Source organism: Mobilicoccus massiliensis, from assembly GCF_000826525.2.
GTDB classification, from domain to species: Bacteria; Actinomycetota; Actinomycetes; order Actinomycetales; family Dermatophilaceae; genus Mobilicoccus; species Mobilicoccus massiliensis.
On sequence record NZ_LN651331.1, the window covers coordinates 602,410 to 619,807 of the forward strand.

Sequence of the window (17,398 nt, forward strand, 5' to 3'; positions counted from 1 at the left end):
CGAGGACGCGAGCGTATCCCCAGGCCTTCCACTCGTGGTGCCCACGAAAGGCGGCCCCCGACCGATCGTGGGGATCGCGAACCTGCCCTCGGCCGGATCCGCCTCTCGTGTCCCCGTCAGGAGCAGCCATGACCGTGATCGCCCGTCCCGCGCGCCGCGTGACGCCGGCCCCCACGCCGCGCCGGCGCACGCTCGACCGTCCGCCGACGCCACCGGACCCGAGCGCCGCAGGCGGCCTCGTCCAGGTCATCCTCCCCGCCCTCGGCGGCCTGGGAATGGTGCTGTTCATGATCGCGGGGGGCAACCCGCTCCTGCTCGTCGCCGGGCTCGTGATGCTGGTCGTCACGCTCGGGGGCGCGATCGGCATGGCGGTCTCGACACGGTTCGGCCCCCGCCGCCGGTTCGCGCTCGCACGCGAGCGGTATCTCGCGGAGCTGGACGAGGTCCGCGCGGAGCTGCGAACGGAGGCCGCCCGTCAGCGCCGTCACGACGACGACCTGCATCCCGACCCCGTTGCCCTCCTGGCACGGGTGCCGGCGGGGCGGGTCGGGGTGCGTTCGCGTCGCGACCCTCACGCGGCGATGGTGCGCATCGGTGTCGGCCCTGCCGCGCATCCCCTTCAGATCGCTCTGCCCGACGGCGATGCGGATCCCGTCACGTTCCGCGCGATGGCGGCACTCGCCCGCTCCGGCCGCGTGCTGGCCGGAGCTCCACTCGTGGTCGACCTCATGGCCGGGCCATACCTGCTCCTCGGCCGGCTCGACGACATCCGCCTGCTGGCCCGGGCGATTCTCCTCCAGAGCGCGGCTGCGCTGGGCCCCGAGCAGCTCACCCTGGCGATCGTCACGCCGGATCCACAGGCTTACGCCTGGGCACGCTGGCTGCCGCACCTGGCCACCGCCGACGAAGGCGTGTGCATCGGGCCACTGCCGCCCGAGCCGTCCCGCATCCCGGAGACCGGCCCCGACGGGCGCCCCCTCCTGCACCGGATCGTCGTGGTCGAGCACCCCGAGACGGGTGATCTGCCGGCTCCGGCGCCCGGAGGTAGCAGCACCCAGGCGTCTCCGGGCACGTGCGTGCTGCATCTTGCCGCAGGCGACGACATCGATCGGTTGCGGCAGCGCAGCGACCTTCCCGCCTCCGCGATCGAGATCGTCGTCGAGGCCGGCGCTCATCGCGTCCACGTCCTCGCCGATGGTGAGGTCCCCCGGTCGGGCGTGCCCGACCGCGTCGGTATGCCGTTCGCCGAGACTCTCGCGAGGGCGGTGGCGGCCGCGGCCGGGGCACGGCCGCCGCTGGAGGAGGCCGCGAGCGGTCCGCTACCACCAGCCCGCGTGCTCGGCGTCGACCGGCTGGAGGAGTTCGATCCGGGCGTCGCCTGGGCTCGCTCCTCGGCCGGTGAGCTGCTCACCGTGTGTATCGGACGAGATGAGACCGGCCGTGAGGTGCGGCTCGACCTCAAGGAGTCGGCCCGCGGAGGCTCGGGGCCGCACGGGGTCCTCGTCGGCGCGACCGGCTCCGGAAAGTCCGAGCTTCTCCGCAGCCTCGTGTTGGGCCTCGCCGCGACGCACCATCCCGACGACCTCGCGTTCGTCCTCGTCGACTACAAGGGCGGAGCGACGTTCTCGGGTCTCGAGCGCCTCCCCCACGTCGCGGGCGTCGTCACCAACCTCGGCGAGGATCTCGGCCTCGTCGACCGCATGCACGCCGCCCTGCTCGGCGAGATCCGGCGCCGCCAACAGGTGCTGCACGACGCGGGCCGACTCACCGACGTGTACGCGTACCGCGAGGAACGACGCACGTCCGCAGGGCCGGGCCGTCTCGCCCCGCTGCCGCACCTGCTCGTGGTCATCGACGAGTTCGCGGAGTTGCTCACCGCGATGCCCGAGGTCATCGACCTGTTCACGACGATCGGTCGCATCGGACGATCGATCGGGGTACAGCAACTCCTCGCCTCCCAGCGCCTCGACGACGGGCGCCTCAGAGGGCTGGAGGCGTTCCTCTCCTACCGGATCGCGCTGCGCACCTTCACCGCTGAGGAGTCCCGGGCCGTCATCGGTTCGAGCCTTGCCGCCGAGCTGCCCTCGGTGCCCGGATCGGGGTATGTGCGCACGGATCGCACCGTCCGGTTCCGGGCGGCGTACGTCGCCGCGGCGGAGCCCGATGTGAGACGAGGCCGGCCGGCCGCGGAGGTGATCCGGTGGTTCGAGCGGCCCGGCAACTCGGGGCGATTCGGCCCCGACGGCACCGAGGAGCATCACGCGGATCGGGTCGAGGCGCCCCCGCCGCCGGCCCCCGCATCCGTCCTCGAGGTGGCCGTCGACCGCATGGAACACGCCGGCCCGCCGGCGCGTCGGGTGTGGTCCGACCCGCTGCCGGAACGCGTCGGGGTGGACGACGTGTGGTCGCGCTTCGGCGAGCCGGAGCCCTACGTCGCCCGCATCGGCCTCGTCGACCTGCCCTCCGAGCAGACCGTGGCTCCCCTCGATCTCGACCTGCGCCGCGGTAGTTGCCATCTCGCGATTCTCGGAGGCCCCGACACGGGCCGGTCCACCTCGTTGCGCACGCTCGCCTACGCTCTGGCCCGCCGGCACACGCCGGACGAGGTCGTCGTGCACGGGATCGACCTCGACCGGCGATTCCCTGCGGTCTCTCGAGGCGCTGCCGCACGTCGGCTCGATCGCGGGGCGACGCGACGACGAACTCGCGCACCGCACGGTGCGTGAGCTGGTCCGTGAGATCGACCGCCGATCGAGTGGGCGCCTGCCCGGTGCGCCGGAGCTCGTCCTCCTCCTCGACGGCTACGCCACGCTCAAGGCCGACGACCGCCTCCACGACCAGATCCTCGCCATCGCCGCGCGAGGCGTCGACGCCGGTGTCCACCTCGTCCTCACCACCTCTCGCTGGCACGACCTGCGCCCCGCGCTGCAGACCGCGTTGCACGCCCGACTCGAGCTGCGCCTCGGCGACCCCATCGACTCGGTCGTCGACCGTCGCCTCGCGACCCACCTGCCTCCAGACACGCCCGGACGCGCGGTCGTCGGGACGGGGCGGCTCGCGCAGCTCGCCCGGCCGGGTGACGGCCTCGACGAACAGCACGCGTACCGCGTGATCGCCGACCGCCACGGTCGGCGAGCTGCGCCGATTCCTCTGCTTCCCCGCGACCTGCGTCTCGACGCGCTGACCCGCGCGGTGGAGGCGTCGGCGAGTAGCCCGAAGACGGCGAGCGAGGCGATGCCCGAGGCGACGAGCGGGGAGATCCGCTGGTGGATCGGCCTCGACGAGGATCTCGTGCCCGTCGGCCTGGGCCCCGACGAACCCCACCTGCTCGTCATCGGTGATCGGCGTAGCGGACGTACCTCGCTGCTGCGTTCGCTGTTGCGGCAGCATCTCGCCCGGCCCGATGCCGTCGTGGCCCTCGTCGATCCCCGCCGCACTCTCATCGACGAGGTCCCGGCCGACCGGCTCGCCGCCTACGCCACGAACTCCTCCGACGCCCACGAGCTCGTGCTCTCTCTCGCGAGCGAGCTCGACGCGCGTTCCGATGCGGGGCGGAACCCGGGGCGATCTGGGGGGCCGATCACGGTGGCCGGCCCGTCGCCGCACGACCCGGCGCGTGTGGCGTCGTCGGTGCCCGGCGGCCCGCCTCCGGCCGACTCACACATCCTCCTCGTCGTCGACGACGCCGAACTCGTGACTGCCGCGTTGTCGCCGTTCGCGCCGCTCGAACCGCACCTCGCACGCGCCGAGGAACTCGGGTTCTCCCTCGTCGTCGCCCGGCACAGCGGTGGAGCCGCGCGGGCGCTCTACGACCCCGTACTCGGGCGCATCAAGGAGCTCGGCTGCCCGGGGCTCCTCCTCTCCGGCGACCCCGACGAGGGTCCGCTGTGGCCTTCGGCGGCGCTGCGTCCTCTGCCACCCGGTCGTGCCGTCCTCGCCCGCCGCGGACGGTCGCCGGCCCTCGTCCAACTCGCCCGTCCCTGATGCCGTCCACGCCGACCCCGGAGACCCTCATGACCCTCTCGCCACCGATCGCGGCCCGCTCGAGTGGGCGCCACCGCGCCCCAGGAGAGCGACGGCGCCGCCCGCCGCACCGACGTTGGGCGACGCTCATCGCCGCCGTCGTCATCGTCGCGATCGCTCTCGGGCTCGCGGTGTGGTCGTTCCTGCGCGACGAGGACCGCATGGACACCACGTCCACGCGCTATCCGGGCACCGCGCCCGCGGAGTGGGGGCCGCAGGCCTCCTGGTCCTCACCGCCGATCCATCCCGGCACGCGGCCGGTGCCCATCGGCACCGATCGGATCGCGATGCTCACCGCCGACCGGCAACTCGTGCTCGTCGAGGCCGCCGACGGGCGAGTGACGTGGCGGGCGCCGTTGCCGGAGGGCGACGTCCTGGCCCCGCCCACCGCGACCCGCATCGACGGCCGGCAGGTGATCGCTGCGCACGTCGGGTCACGCCTGCTCTGGTGGTCCCTGACCGACGGGAGCCGGGAGTCCGTCGAACTTCCCGCCGGTGCGGTGTTCTCGGCGCTCGGCGAGGTTCCGCTCGTCGCGCTCGGCCCCCAGCGTGTGCTTCCGGTCGCGTCGAAGCGGTCGACGCCGGTGACCGTCCCTGACGGAACCACCGCTCTCGCGGCACACGCCGACGGGCAGGTCACCCTGGCGGGTCCGAACGGGTGGCTGCACGTCGGTCCCGACGGATCGACGCGATCGAGCGGACCGTGGGAGAACCGCAGCCGCACGGCACCGACCGTCGTGGGTTACACCGGTGGGTTCATCCTCCTCGTCCGACCCGGTGACCCGGCGACCGTCGAGGTTCACGCCGATCGAACGACCGACGTCCGCTACGTCTTCTCGGCGCCGATCGTCCTCGCGACCGGTGGTCGCATCACCTGGAGCCCCTCCCCCTCGGGCACGTGGGGAATCCTCGGCCGAGCCCTCGTCGACCTGCGCGACGGCCGTGTGGAGGACCTCGGCGCGTGGAGCACCCGCACCGTCACCGCCGACCGCGCGTACGGCCACATCGACGGGCAGACGGTCGTCGTGGGACCGGGGATCCCGCGCGGCGTCGTCGCCCCCGGCGAGGCCGTGCCCGCCGCGCTCACCGACGCGGGGGCACTCGTCCGCGGGCCGAGCACCGCTGCCACCGCAGACGCCGGAGCCGATCCGCGCCGGCCCGACGACGTCGTCTACCTCCTCCCGGCTCGAAGGAGCGCCTCGTGACCCTGCCACCTTTCCCTCCCCTCCCCGACGTTCCTCGCGGGAGGTCCCTCCGTCGTGCTCTCGACACCGTCGCCGCCCGGCGCACGAGCGTCACGGTGCGCACCCTGACCGCGGTGGTCTCCTGCGCCCTCGCGATCCCCTTCCTCGCGGGCGGAGCGGCCGAGGCGGACGACACCGACGCGGCCACGACGCCGCAGGTGCAGGTCGTTCTGCCGGTCGTGGACGGAGGCATCACGGTCGTCGTCGCTCCCGGCGCCCCGACGACACCCGTCGCTCCGACGGCACTCCCCGGCCCGGTCCACTCGCCGACCCCACCCGGCGAACGCGCCGGGGACGCGCCCCCTCCCGCTTCGCCGGTGAGTCCCGCGACGCCGGCCACAGGGGCGCAACCCCCGGCCGCGACGACGAGCCCACCCGACGCCCCCAGTTCTGCGTCGACCGAACCCGCCACCTCTGCCGGTCCCCCGCCGACGACGGGTCCTACGCCGGCTCCGCCCGGGCGCGACGCCGGCCACAGGGGCGCAACCCCCGGCCGCGACGACGAGCCCACCCGACGCCCCCAGTTCTGCGTCGACCGAACCCGCCACCTCTGCCGGTCCCCCGCCGACGACGGGTCCTACGCCGGCTCCGGCCGGGCCGGATCCATGGCCCGCGTTGCCGAGCGCCCGCCCGACGTTCGTCTCACCCGCGCCGCGGCCGGCTCCGACATCGACTGAGCGGCCGCAGACGCCGGCCGGCGCGGCGTCACCTGCGGCCGGCGCGAACGGCTCGTTCCTGCTCGGGGTGTTCGCCCACTCGACCGACCGGGTCGAGCGGTTCCAGGAGAAAGTCGGGCGGCCGGTCGACGTCCTGGGCGTGTTCCCCGCCCGCGGCTCGTGGGAGTCGATCATGGACACCTGGTGGCTCGATCGGGCACCTGCGGGCTTCACGGGAATCCTCGACGTGGGCGTGCCGCTGTGGCAAGACGACGGCGATCTCGCCACCGCCGCACAGGGCGGGTACGACGCGAACTGGGAGCAGCTCGGCCGCACGATCCACGAGCGGTACCCCGGCTCCACGGTGCGCATCGGCTGGGAGTTCAACCTCGGCGGCTGGAACCATCACGCGACGGACGAGAACGTCGAGCAGTGGAAGCAGGCGTTTCGCAAGGCATCCGTCGCGCTCAAGCGCGGCGGGCCCAGCCTGCTCGTGACGTGGAACCCGAACAAGGGCCGTGGCGACTCCCTCGCCGACGCCGCCAAGGCGTGGCCCGGTGACGATGTCGTCGACATCGTCGCGATCGACGCCTACGACTGGTGGCCCGCCTACAGCGACGCCACGTGGCCCGAACATCGCGACGGCGATCAGGGATGGAAGCAGTGGGTCGACTTCGCCCGCGCCCACGGCAAGAAGTTCGCCGTGCCCGAGTGGGGCGTCGCCCCGGGCAACGATCACGGCGGCGGAGACAACCCCTATTACATCGGCGCCGTCATGGATTTCCTCGCCGCCGAACACGCCAAGGACGGCATCGTGCACTCTGCCGTGTACTTCGACGAACCCGCGGACTACATCCGCAACTCCATCGGCGACGGTCAGGTACCCCTCGCGGGTGAGGCTCTCGCCGCCCGCCTGGCCGGTCTCGAAGCGCGTCCCTCGGCGCCTCCGGCCACGAGTGACGAGCCGGCCCCCTCGACGCCGGCACCCGCCACGGCGACCACGCCTCGGCCCTCGGGCGCGCCCGACTCCCCGCCGAGCAGCGCGACCGAGCGGTCCGAGAGCGGCCGCGCCTCGGAGGACTCCTCGACGGGTGATGCACCGGGCGCGGCCGCCACGGCCGCGCCAGGGCACCCCGACCCGACCAGCCCTGACCCGACCAGCACTGACCCGACCAGCACTGATCCGACCAGCGGTGACCTGTCCAGTACCCACCCGCCCCGACCGGAGGAGTCCCGACGAGAGACCGTGGATTCCGGTGGCGCGCCGGCCGCCCCGTGGATTCCGGCGGACGGCCACGGACCGGTTCCGCGATGAGCACGACGCTCGCTCTGGCGTTGGCGTGGTCGCTCGGCGCGGCCAGGCCGGCCCCTGCGAGTCCGGCGGCCCCGGTCACCGGCCCGGAGGTCTGCGTCGCGGGCCAGTCCTGCGAGGAGCCGGACACCCGCGCGCCACACGACGTTCGTTCCGTGTCCGAACCGGCGCCGGAATCGACGGGACGTGCGTCGGTGCAGGTCCTCGTGCCCGTGCGGCTCGATCGTCCGGTCTCGGTCAGCGTGTTACCCACGGAGCAAGGGGCGAGCCGTGAGCCGGGATCGCTGCCGCCCGCAGCCACTCGCGGCGGCACGAGCACGCCTTCGTCGACGGCGACCGCATCGGAGACGTCGCAGGACACGACCCCGGCAGAGGGCCCGGTGGTGCCCTCGTCCACGTCCCCGAACCGACCACCGAATGCGACGGAACGGCCGTCGGCCCCGCCCGCACCGCGCGCGTCGACACGTCCTTCGCAGACCGAACGCGACGTCATCGAGTCACGTGGTGTCGCCTCGTCCTCCCCCACCGTCGCCTCTGAGACACGCACGCCCGAGGAGACCCGCCCGGCACCGACCTCCCCGACCGCCTCCCCCTCGCAGGAGACTCCGTCCGACCCCCGGTTCCCCGGCTCCTCAGTGGGCGTCCGACGACGTGCCGCGTCCGTCTCCCGAGGATCCCCGCGGCAGCGGCCCGTCTGCGGTCACTCCCACGTTGCCCGACTCCGAGATGACACGCTCCTCGACGCCGTCCGAGGCACCGGCACCGCGCGAGGTCACCGGCCCTCGGGTCGATCGGCGCCCACCGCGCGACCCTCGCGGCGGTGAGCCGCGCCGGTTCCCCGGCCGCTCCCGCGTGAACATGCCTCAGTGGGCGTCGGGAGTGCAGGTCGCGGCGGCGGATCTGACGCAGCCCACGGGACCGCTCGTGCCACCCCGCGATGTCGTGGAGGTGCGCCTGCCCGGCCGCCGGTGGGACGAGCTCACCGCCGCCAACGGCGCGTTCGACCTCTTGCGGACCCGCGCCCCGCAGACGGTGTGGACACTGCCGCTCGCCGTTCAGCGCACACCACTGGAGGAGATCGCGAGTGGCGCGCACGACGTCCGCTGGGCCGAACTGGGACGACTCGTCGCCCGTCCCGGCCGCACGACCGTCGTGCGCATCCTCGTGCCGGACAACGCGGATCCCCGACAAGCCGCAGCGGCATTCCGTCGTGCCTCGGCCGCAGTTCGACAGACGCCCGGGGTCGCCGTCGAGTGGTCACCTCCGAGCGGCGCCGACGCCACCCGTCTGACGGAACTCTGGCCCGGGGCCGGCGCGGTCGACATCGTCGGCGTCGAGCCCGCGGCCACCGGATCCTGGTCGGCGCAGGTCGCAACGGCCGGGGGTCTTGCCGACCGGGCGGAATGGGCTCGCAGGCATGGTGTGCGTCTGGCCCTGCACTGGAAACTCGACCGGGCGACCGACCCCGTGCGGGTGCGTACGACTGCCGGCTGGTTGGACCTCGCCGCTCGCGACTCCCTGCTCGCCTACGACACCATCTCTCCCGAGGACGACACTCGTTCGGAGGCCCTGGCCGCCTACCGCGAACTCTGGTGAACCGAGGGGAGCTCGCGCGAGGCTCTCGAACCCGCACGTCCACCCGGGGGTAGGCCGGTTCGGGCAGTCCCCGAGACAAGGAATCGTCAAGAGCGCACGCAACCCGCCGACAGGAGGGCGTGAACATCACCCGGCACGAGATCCCCTACGGCAGCGGGAGTCTGACCGTGCGCGACTACGGCGGAGACGGCGCCTCCGTGCTCCTCGTCCACTCGCCGGGCTTCTGCGCGTTGTCGTGGGACCAGGTGGCGGAGTCCCTCGAGGGGCACGTGCGCGCGCTGGCCATCGACCTGCCGGGCCATGGTGCCTCCACCGCAGCCATGCGCCGTCCCGAGGACGCCTGGCGCAGCGTCGTCGCCGTGAGCCGGGCGATGGAGCTCTCGTCTCCGCTGCTCGTCGGCCTGAGTCAGGGTGTCCACACCTGCCTGGCGGCCACCATCGAGGCCCGAGACACCTTCGCCGGGGTGGTCGCTCTGGGCGGCTCGTGCGTCCGGTCCCAGGACGGCGCCCTCGACGAGATCGCGTTCTACACCTCGCCGCAGTTCAAGGAGATGCTCCGCCACCGCTTCGCCTTCGGGTTCTCCGTCGAGACCGAGCGCGAGGCCGAGGACCTCATCGAGCACATGGCCGCGCGGCTCGCCACCGACTGGCGGGTCGTGGGGTTCAAGGGGCTCCGCGACGAGATGCGTTACTCGATCCGCCCCGATCCCATGGGGGGTGGCTGGGTCAACCTGCCCACACCCGAGACGATCCAGACGACGTTGGGGCTGGACCCCGAGAGCCGCTACTTTCCCTCCGAGGAGTTGTACCGGCACGTCGACGTTCCCGTGGTGATCGTGCAGTTGGCCGACGGGCTGGACCAGGAGCTCTCGCAGCGCGAACGCGACCTCGCGATCGCCAACGACCTGGTCAGCGTCCGTGGTCTCGACGCCGGCGAGTACCCCCACTACACCCGCCACCACGAGGTCGCGGCCATCATTCGCGAGACGTGCACCATGCTCGAGCACACCCCGCACTCCCCCACGGTCGCCGAGGCCGGATGAACCGGTCGCGCGACATCGGCGGATCACGCCGGGCATCGCGTCGGACCGCCCCGCCCCGATTGGTGGGCCTGGTCGGGCTTGAACCGACGACCGACGGATTATGAGTCCGCTGCTCTGACCGACTGAGCTACAGGCCCGGGAGACAGTGACGGCCCCGACCGCAGTGGTCGGGGCCGTTGTCGTGCTCCCCCGGTTGGACTCGAACCAACAACCCTCCGGTTAACAGCCGAATGCTCTGCCAGTTGAGCTACAGGGGAATGGCGCTCCGCCAATGTAGCAAACATCCTGGCCTGCGACGAAACCGGCAGGCCGACATGGCGGCGGCCTCAGAGCGCCACCTGTCGAGCGGTCAGAGCCCCACCTGTTCGGTGAGTTCGGCCAGGGTCTGTTCGGCGATGAGATGGGCCACGGCGTCGTCGCGACGCACCCGACGACCGAGGACGAGTTGCGGCACGAGTTCGCCCGTGCGCAGGTCCTTGCGGACGGCCGCTCGCCCGAGATCCCGGTCGCCGTCGACCACCGGGGCGTCGATGACCCGGCTCGCTTCGACGCGGTCGCGGAAGGCCTCAGGAAAGCGCATCTCGTCGGTACCGAACGTCCACTGGGTGCCCCGGCTGCCGTCGACCCAGGTCACCGACACGGTGCCGGTGGTGTTCTCCCAGCTTCCCGCGTCGACGTCGAGCCACCGGCGGCGGGAGAACTCCGACCCGTCCGGGGCGAGCACGATGAGTTCGTGGGCGGAGGCCACGACGATGGAGCCGGTGACGACGTCCGTCGCCACCGCGAGGATCGAGTCGCCCTTCTCCAGCCGCGCCTTCTTCGCCATCGCCTCGCTCGGGTTGTCGGCCCGTCGCTTCCACCACGACTTCATCGGTGCCGCCTCTCCAGCCTCGTCATGCGTCGCGCCCTCTCAGCGCCGCCAACTCGAACTGCAACTCCTGCAGTTCGACGCCGAGCTCGTGGGCACGCCCAGGGTCGGCCTGCTCGGCGCGCTGAAAGGCACTCGCCGCGTCCGCGATCCGCGCCTGCAGGCGCGACTCCCAGAGGCGCGTGAGCAGGTCGTCGATGTACCGGCCGTCGGGTTCCCCCGTCTCCGGGTCGGTCCTCGCACGGATCTGTTCCATCGCCAACGCGCCGACGAGCCCGTCGACCGGCAGAGGGCTGCTGTCGATGATCGCGTCGACCCACTCGTTCGGCCGATCGGCCGACCCGCCGACGAGCGCGGTGAGCGCGCCGAGGAACACCGCGCGGTGGGCGGGCGACCGGAACGCCTCCTCCTCGACCCGGTACAGGTCCTCCGGTCGGATCGCGCGCGGGAACTGCACGAGGACCTGCAGAAACAGGTGCCCGAGGACGACGACCGGATCGCGCATGTCGGGCGCCGGCAGAGTCGACGCAGTCGTCGCTTCCTCACCGTCCGAGCCCTCCTGATCGGCGGTGATGCGAGGCCGCGCCGGAGGCTCGACGATGTCGGGCATGCCCTTGGGAGCGTGGGCGACGACGTCACGCATCTGTTCGACGTCGACGCCGATCCACCCCGCCACGGTGCGCGTGTACTCCGGCCGCAGCGCGGGGTCGCGGATCTCGGCGATGATGCGCGCGACGTTCTTCATGCCCGCGACCCGGCCCTCGGCGGTGTCGAGATCGAAGCGGGCCAAGGTCGTGCGCACGGCGAACTCGAACATCGGCACCGCGTCGTCGACGAGCCGCCGTACGGCATCGTCGCCCTGCTGTTGACGCAGCTCACAGGGGTCCATGCCCTCGGCCGCGACGGCCACGTACGACTGCGAGGCCCACCGTTGATCGAGCTCGAACGCCCGCATCGCCGCCTTCTGCCCGGCCGCGTCGCCGTCGAAGGTGAACACCGTGCGCGCTCCGCCCGCGGCGTCGTCGCGCAGGATGCGTCGCAGGGTGGAGACGTGGTCGGAGCCGAACGCGGTGCCGCACGTCGCGACGGCCGACTCCACTCCGGCGAGGTGACAGGCCATGACGTCGGTGTACCCCTCGACGACGACGGCTCGGCGCCCGGTGGCGATGGCCTTCTTGGCGAGGTCGAGCCCGTAGAGCAGGTGGGTCTTCTTGTAGATCGGGGTTTCGGCGGTGTTGAGGTACTTGGCGCCGATGCGGTCGTCGTCGTAGAGCCGGCGCGCTCCGAAGCCGACGGTGTCGCCGGTGATGTCGCGGATCGGCCAGACGAGCCGACCCCGAAACCGGTCGTAGAGACCCCGTGACCCACGCCCGCCGAGGCCTCCGAGGGTGATCTCCTCCTCGGTGAACCCCTTACCGCGCAGGTGGCGCACGAGTTCCTCGCCGTCACGCGGGGCGTACCCGACCCCGAAGCGCGTGGCCGCGGCGCTGTCGAAACCGCGCTCGCGCAGGAAGTCGCGACCGATGCGGGCGTCACGCGTGCGCAGCAACGCCTCGTGGTAGAACTCCTCGGCGACGCGGTGAGCCTCGACAAGCCGCGCCCGCCGCCCCACCGGCTCGCGCGGACCGCCGCCCTCCTCGTACCGCAGCTCCACCCCGGTCGACGCGGCCAGTCGCTCGACGGCCTCGGTGAACGTGAGGTGATCGATCTGCTGCACGAACGAGATGACGTCTCCGCCCTCGCCGCAGCCGAAGCAGTGCCACCGCCCGACGGCGGGGCGCACGGTGAACGAGGGGGTCTTCTCGTCGTGGAACGGGCACAGGCCCTTGAGCCGCCCGGCACCCGCGCGGGTGAGCGTGACGTGTTCGCGTACGACCGATTCGATCGACGCCTTGTCCTTGACGGCCTCGACGTCCTCGGCGTTGATGCGTCCCGCCACGAGCACCTCCTCTCCCGATGAGAGTCTAGGCGGCGTACCCGGTCTGCCCCGGTTGCGGTCGGCGTGCCTGTGGAGGAGCTGTCGGATCGCGACGCGCCGGAGCGATCTTCGACCTCACCAGCTCGCCGGTCCCGGCGCCTCGCACCACCGCCGGTGGAGCACGCGTGCCCGAACGTCGGTGAGGCTCGCGACCTGATCGACCACGGCGCGCAACCGCCCGGCGTCGTCCGTCGCGTCACGGTGGTCGGCCAGGTGGAGCGGATCCAGGGTGGCCTCGGGCTCCGCGCGGAAGACCGCGAGCAGGTCCTCGACGATCCGGCGTTCGGCCGCCAGGGCGTCGGCACGCTCGGGGGCGAACATGACGAAGTGGGCGGCGAGCGCCTTGAGCAGCGCGCATTCGGCCCGGGTCGCCGCCGGGACGACGAGATCGGCGGCGTACCGCGTCAACTGCCCCTCGCCCGCCCGGGCCCGCGTGGCCTGCTCGGCAGACCGGACGAAGCGACCGATGAGCGTGCTCGTCATGTCCTTGAGGGCGGCCAACGCGACCCTGCTGCCGTCACTGCGCTCGACGACGACGCCCGTGCCGAGCAAGCGTTCGCCCGCGGCCGCGATGTGCTCCTCGTCGAGGTCGGGCGCGTAGAGCCGCACGGCCACCGCGAACACCGGCTCGAGTGCTCGGGGGTCGCGGAGAACCGCGAGATCCAACCGCCCGGCCGCCACCGCGTCCTCGACGTCGTGGACCGAATACCCCACGTCGTCGGCCCAGTCCATGACCTGGGCCTCGAGACACCGTCGAAACTCCGGGGCGCCCTCCCGCAGCCACGTGAACACGTCGAGGTCGTCGTCGTAGGCGCCGAACTTGACGGTACCCGCCGGCATCTGCGAGGCCGTCCACGGGTACTTCGTCGCCGCGTCGAGCGCGGCCCTCGTGAGGTTGAGTCCGGCCGACCGGCCGTCGGGGCGAAAGCGCTTGGCCTCCAGCCTCGTCAACAGCCGCAGGGTCTGCGCGTTGCCCTCGAAACCCCCGATGCCGGCGCACGCCCGGGCGAGCGCGGTCTCGCCGTTGTGCCCGAATGGCGGATGCCCCAGGTCGTGCGCGAGACAGGCCGTGTCGACGAGGTCCCCGTCGCAGCCGAGGGCGGCCCCGAGTTCACGGCCGATCTGGGCGACCTCGAGCGAGTGCGTGAGGCGATTGCGCACGAAGTCGTCGCTGCCGGGCTCCATGACCTGCGTCTTCGCACCCAGGCGGCGCAGCGCCGAGGAGTGCAGGAGACGCGCCCGATCCCGTGCGAAGTCTGATCGGTGCGCCGTCTTGCGCGTAGGGTCCTCCCCGACCCACCTCGCACGGTCCCACGGCTCGTATCCGGTCACCCCCGCACTGTAGAGTCCGGGGTCGATCCTCGCGCGGATCGACCCATGCCGCCCGTCCCCCCGGAGCCAAGCCGGCCCCGTCCTCTCGTAAGGTCAGGACATGGATCGCCATCCCCTCATCTCCCCCAGCGAGCTCCACGAGCGTCTGCGCAGCCGCCCCGGCGAGGCCCCCCTGCTCCTCGACGTGCGATGGACCCTGGGCGCGGACGACGGATACGACTCCTACCTGCAGGGACATCTGCCCGGGGCCGTCTTCGTCGACCTCAAACGCGACCTCGCCGGGGAGACGACCGAGAGCGGCGTCGGCGGTCGCCACCCGATGCCCACGGTCGACGACTTCGAGCTCGACATGGCCGAGTGCGGAGTCGACAACGACCGCCCGGTCGTCTGCTACGACGACAGCGGTTCTCTCGCCGCGGCGCGGTGCTGGTGGCTCCTGCGGCATTTCGGAAAGTACGACGTGCAGGTGCTCGACGGCGGCATCGCTCAGTGGAAGGCGCACCGCTACCCGCTGGAGTCGGGCATCCGCCTCGTCGAGGAAGGCGACTTCTCGGTGCGTCGTGGCAACAGCCGGGTCCTCGGCCCCGACGAGGCGAGGATGTTCGCCGAACAGGGCCTGCTCCTCGACTGCCGCCCGGCCGACCGGTTCCGCGGCGAGAACGAGATCATCGACCCCGTCGCCGGTCACATCCCCGGAGCCGTGAACGTGCCCGCACGTTCGCTCACCGACGAGAACGGTCGGTTCCTGCCGGCCGAGGAGCTGCGCCGGGTGCTCGAGGCGGCGGGCGTCGACGGTGAGACCCCGGTCGCGACGTACTGCGGCTCCGGCGTCCAGGCCTCCCACGTCGCTCTCGCCATCGCGATCGCCGGGCTCGGCGACGGCGTACCCGTCTACATCGGATCGTGGTCGGACTGGATCACCGACCCCCAGCGCCCCATCGCCCAGGGCGATCACACCCCGACGTCCTGAGCTTCTGTCGCCGACCGCTCGGCCGCGCCGCCGGCGGCCTCTCCCCGTCAGCCTCCGGAGACCGAGAGCTCGGCCTGGGCGACGATGCGCGCCGATTCGCCGGTGAGCTCCCGGCTGTCGAGCCAACCGTCGGGCAACGCGACCTGACGTGGTGAACCGGCGCGGCCACGAGGACCTTCCGCCGGGGCGCCTGGCCAGGGGGCGTCCGCGGGCAGCGAGGCGATGAGTTCGTCGACGTCGCTCAGCGCGTCGACGAGCGCGAGCCGGTGGCGGATCTCGTGCCCGGCCGGGAATCCCTTGAGGTACCAGGCGATGTGCTTGCGGATGTCGCGGCAGGCGCGGTGCTCGTCGCCGTCGTAGAAGTCGACGAGGTAGACGGTGTGCCGGCGCAGCGCGGCCCCGACCTCGGCGAGGCTCGGCCGCACCCGTGAGGCTCCCCCGGCGAACGCCGAGACGAGGTCGGCGAACAGCCATGGCCGTCCGAGGCAGCCGCGGCCCACGACGACGCCGTCGACACCGGTGCGCGCCACCATGTCGAGCGCGTCCTCGGCCGACCAGATGTCGCCGTTGCCGAGGACGGGGATGTCGGTGATCGTCTCGCGCAGTCGGGCGATCGCGCTCCAGTCGGCCTGGCCGGAGTACGACTGCGAGGCCGTACGACCGTGCAGTGCGACGGCGGCCACGCCGGAGTCCCGGGCGATGCGGCCGGCGTCGAGGTAGGTGAGATGGTCGTCGTCGATGCCCTTGCGCATCTTCACCGTGACCGGCACGCCGTACGGCTCCGCCTCGGCGACCGCGCCCGCGACGATGCCGCGGAACAGCTCGGTCTTCCACGGCAGCGCCGAGCCGCCTCCCTTGCGCGTGACCTTGGGCACGGGGCAACCGAAGTTGAGGTCGACGTGGTCGGCGCGGTCCTCGGTGACGAGCAGCCGCACCGCGGCCCGTACCGTGGCCGGGTCGACGCCGTAGAGCTGCACGCTGCGCGGGTTCTCCTGCGGGTCGTGCGTGATGAGCCGCATCGACTCCGGGGTGCGCTCGACGAGGGCACGAGAGGTGATCATCTCGCTGACGTAGAGGCAGCGCCCGGCCTCGCCGTTGCCGGCGCTCTCGCCGAACTCGCGGCACAACCGGCGGAAGGCGCGGTTCGTGATTCCCGCCATGGGCGCGAGGACGACCGGTGTGGGGATCGTCACCGGTCCCAGACGCAGCGGTGGCAGCACGGGACGCCGCGCGGCGTGGTCGCCGGGGGCGGTCGGGGAGTCGATCACGGCAGTCATCGCCGACCATTCTCCCAGGCAGAGACCGTGAGGCGAAACGCCCGGATCGGGACGGGGGCGCAGATCGTGGAACGGTGTGTCACGCACGCAGTTGTGCGAGGGTCTCGGCGCGAGCGGCGAGGACGTGCTCGGCGAGGCCCGGGTGGTGGGCGTACCAGGCGAGGTGGGCATCGCGAATCGCCTCGTCGGGCACCGCACGTCCGTCGATGGTCCATCCCTCGCGGACCGCGGCGCTCGGCAGGTCCAGTGCAGCACAGACCCCCTCGGTGAGCGGGGCGTGGATCGAGCGCAGCAGGGTGCGACCGGGGTCGGCAGCCTCGGCCGGCAGCCCGAGCCGCTGTTGCACCCGGCGGGCCAGCCCGATGAGCACGGTGTTGCCCGGGTGGTTGATCGTGTGCGCGGTGTCGGCGCCGGCGGGTGCGATCAGATCGCTCGCGACGACCGTGCCGTGACGTCGCTCCCGCCGCTCCACCTCCGCGATCGACGTGCGCGCGACGGCTCGGATGCCGGCGGTGGACGGCTGGCTCACCACCCGCACGAGCGCGTCGGACTCCCCCGCCGCGATCAACGCGGTCGCGAGATCGTGGTACGGCGCGAGCGGCGGATCACCGGCGTCGCCGGCCGGCCCGGAGCGCACGATGACGTGCCGTGGGTACAGGCCCGCGTACCTCAACGGCGGCACGAGCACGAGCCGCCCACCGCGGCGAAGACCGGCCATGATCTGCGCGGTGCCGATGGGCAGGTCACGGTAGTCCGCACGCACGGGCTGACTCACGAGCACGTCGACCCGATCGAGCAGCCGCGCGAGGTGCGGGAGGTCGTCGGCGGTGAGTTCGAACACCGGCGGAACACGCACGGTACGCAAGGATGCCTGCGGGTCCTCCCCGAGCAGCACGCGCAGGCTCTCGGCCTGGCAGTTGCCGAGAACGATCGCGAGGGGGCGGCCGTCGTCCTCCGGCAGGGGGTCGAGGCCGTAGAACGCGCCGTAGTGCCGCCGACGCGCGGCCTCGACCGGGGCGATCGGGGCGTCCGCGGCCGAAGGCGGCGTCGTTCGTGGCTGCGTCACCGGGCACCTCCGATCTCGGGGGGGGGGGGGGGG

General features: G+C 72.6%; 13 protein-coding genes and 2 tRNA genes. 8 read left to right on the top strand and 7 right to left on the bottom strand.

Annotated features, from left to right (window positions below):
• The first annotated feature begins 128 nt into the window (after positions 1-128).
• The 7 genes from eccCa to BN1197_RS15670 all read left to right on the top strand — a co-directional run bounded on the left by eccCa (position 129) and on the right by BN1197_RS15670 (position 9,874).
• The gene (eccCa, locus tag BN1197_RS15640; RefSeq protein ID WP_040161137.1) at positions 129-2,726 is read left to right on the top strand and encodes a type VII secretion protein EccCa; all 2,598 of its coding nucleotides are present in this window, start codon (positions 129-131) and stop codon (positions 2,724-2,726) included.
• Positions 2,680-3,984, top strand: a complete 1,305-nt coding sequence (locus BN1197_RS15645; RefSeq protein ID WP_342743888.1) for a hypothetical protein — start codon at positions 2,680-2,682, stop codon at positions 3,982-3,984. Before eccCa ends, BN1197_RS15645 begins: the two co-directional genes overlap by 47 nt.
• A gap of 29 nt (positions 3,985-4,013) precedes the next feature.
• Positions 4,014-5,228: a PQQ-binding-like beta-propeller repeat protein gene (locus tag BN1197_RS15650; protein WP_141397310.1), complete on the top strand. Its 1,215-nt coding sequence runs from the start codon at positions 4,014-4,016 to the stop codon at positions 5,226-5,228.
• The gene (locus tag BN1197_RS15655) at positions 5,225-5,944 is read left to right on the top strand and encodes a hypothetical protein (RefSeq protein ID WP_040161145.1); all 720 of its coding nucleotides are present in this window, start codon (positions 5,225-5,227) and stop codon (positions 5,942-5,944) included. The genes BN1197_RS15650 and BN1197_RS15655 overlap by 4 nt, the downstream gene beginning before the upstream one ends.
• A 67-nt stretch (positions 5,945-6,011) precedes the next feature.
• Positions 6,012-7,238, top strand: a complete 1,227-nt coding sequence (locus BN1197_RS15660; RefSeq protein WP_052466820.1) for a glycoside hydrolase family 26 protein — start codon at positions 6,012-6,014, stop codon at positions 7,236-7,238.
• 855 nt (positions 7,239-8,093) lie between these two features.
• Positions 8,094-8,831, top strand: coding sequence for a hypothetical protein (locus tag BN1197_RS15665; RefSeq protein ID WP_141397311.1), 738 nt, complete (start codon positions 8,094-8,096; stop codon positions 8,829-8,831).
• A gap of 119 nt (positions 8,832-8,950) precedes the next feature.
• Positions 8,951-9,874 (top strand): alpha/beta fold hydrolase, encoded by a 924-nt coding sequence (locus tag BN1197_RS15670; RefSeq protein WP_040161151.1) that lies wholly within the window; start codon positions 8,951-8,953, stop codon positions 9,872-9,874.
• Between the two features lie 60 nt (positions 9,875-9,934).
• Here the strand turns inward: BN1197_RS15670 and BN1197_RS15675 are convergent.
• The 5 genes from BN1197_RS15675 to BN1197_RS15695 form a co-directional block, all read right to left on the bottom strand.
• A tRNA-Ile gene (locus tag BN1197_RS15675) sits at positions 9,935-10,011 on the bottom strand.
• A 47-nt stretch (positions 10,012-10,058) separates the two neighbouring features.
• Positions 10,059-10,131 (bottom strand) — tRNA-Asn (locus BN1197_RS15680).
• A gap of 92 nt (positions 10,132-10,223) precedes the next feature.
• A complete protein-coding gene (locus tag BN1197_RS15685; protein WP_040161153.1) occupies positions 10,224-10,745 on the bottom strand; it encodes a hypothetical protein in 522 nt (173 codons plus the stop codon).
• 22 nt (positions 10,746-10,767) lie between these two features.
• On the bottom strand, positions 10,768-12,681 hold the full coding sequence (gene dnaG, locus BN1197_RS15690) for a DNA primase (protein ID WP_040161702.1): 1,914 nt from the start codon (positions 12,679-12,681) through the stop codon (positions 10,768-10,770).
• 114 nt (positions 12,682-12,795) lie between these two features.
• Positions 12,796-14,052 (bottom strand): deoxyguanosinetriphosphate triphosphohydrolase, encoded by a 1,257-nt coding sequence (locus tag BN1197_RS15695; protein WP_040161155.1) that lies wholly within the window; start codon positions 14,050-14,052, stop codon positions 12,796-12,798.
• 100 nt (positions 14,053-14,152) lie between these two features.
• On the opposite strand from BN1197_RS15695, the gene BN1197_RS15700 reads away from it, so the two are divergent.
• Complete coding sequence (locus BN1197_RS15700; protein ID WP_040161158.1) at positions 14,153-15,022, top strand: sulfurtransferase; 870 nt, start codon at positions 14,153-14,155, stop codon at positions 15,020-15,022.
• Positions 15,023-15,069: 47 nt separating this feature from the next.
• Here BN1197_RS15700 and dusB read toward each other — a convergent pair whose 3' ends face one another.
• Both dusB and BN1197_RS15710 read right to left on the bottom strand, forming a co-directional pair.
• Complete coding sequence (gene dusB, locus BN1197_RS15705) at positions 15,070-16,299, bottom strand: tRNA dihydrouridine synthase DusB (RefSeq protein ID WP_040161161.1); 1,230 nt, start codon at positions 16,297-16,299, stop codon at positions 15,070-15,072.
• Between the two features lie 79 nt (positions 16,300-16,378).
• The gene (locus BN1197_RS15710) at positions 16,379-17,365 is read right to left on the bottom strand and encodes a WcbI family polysaccharide biosynthesis putative acetyltransferase (RefSeq protein WP_052466821.1); all 987 of its coding nucleotides are present in this window, start codon (positions 17,363-17,365) and stop codon (positions 16,379-16,381) included.
• Positions 17,366-17,398 lie beyond the last annotated feature (33 nt).

Excerpts from the sequence above, each read along its gene's own strand:
- eccCa (WP_040161137.1), top strand. The coding sequence starts at position 129 with ATGACCGTGATCGCCCGTCCCGCGCGCCGCGTGACGCCGGCCCCCACG.
- BN1197_RS15650 (WP_141397310.1), top strand. The coding sequence starts at position 4,014 with ATGACCCTCTCGCCACCGATCGCGGCCCGCTCGAGTGGGCGCCACCGC.
- BN1197_RS15665 (WP_141397311.1), top strand. The coding sequence starts at position 8,094 with ATGCCTCAGTGGGCGTCGGGAGTGCAGGTCGCGGCGGCGGATCTGACG.
- BN1197_RS15685 (WP_040161153.1), bottom strand. The coding sequence starts at position 10,745 with ATGAAGTCGTGGTGGAAGCGACGGGCCGACAACCCGAGCGAGGCGATG.
- BN1197_RS15700 (WP_040161158.1), top strand. The coding sequence starts at position 14,153 with ATGGATCGCCATCCCCTCATCTCCCCCAGCGAGCTCCACGAGCGTCTG.
- dusB (WP_040161161.1), bottom strand. The coding sequence starts at position 16,299 with ATGACTGCCGTGATCGACTCCCCGACCGCCCCCGGCGACCACGCCGCG.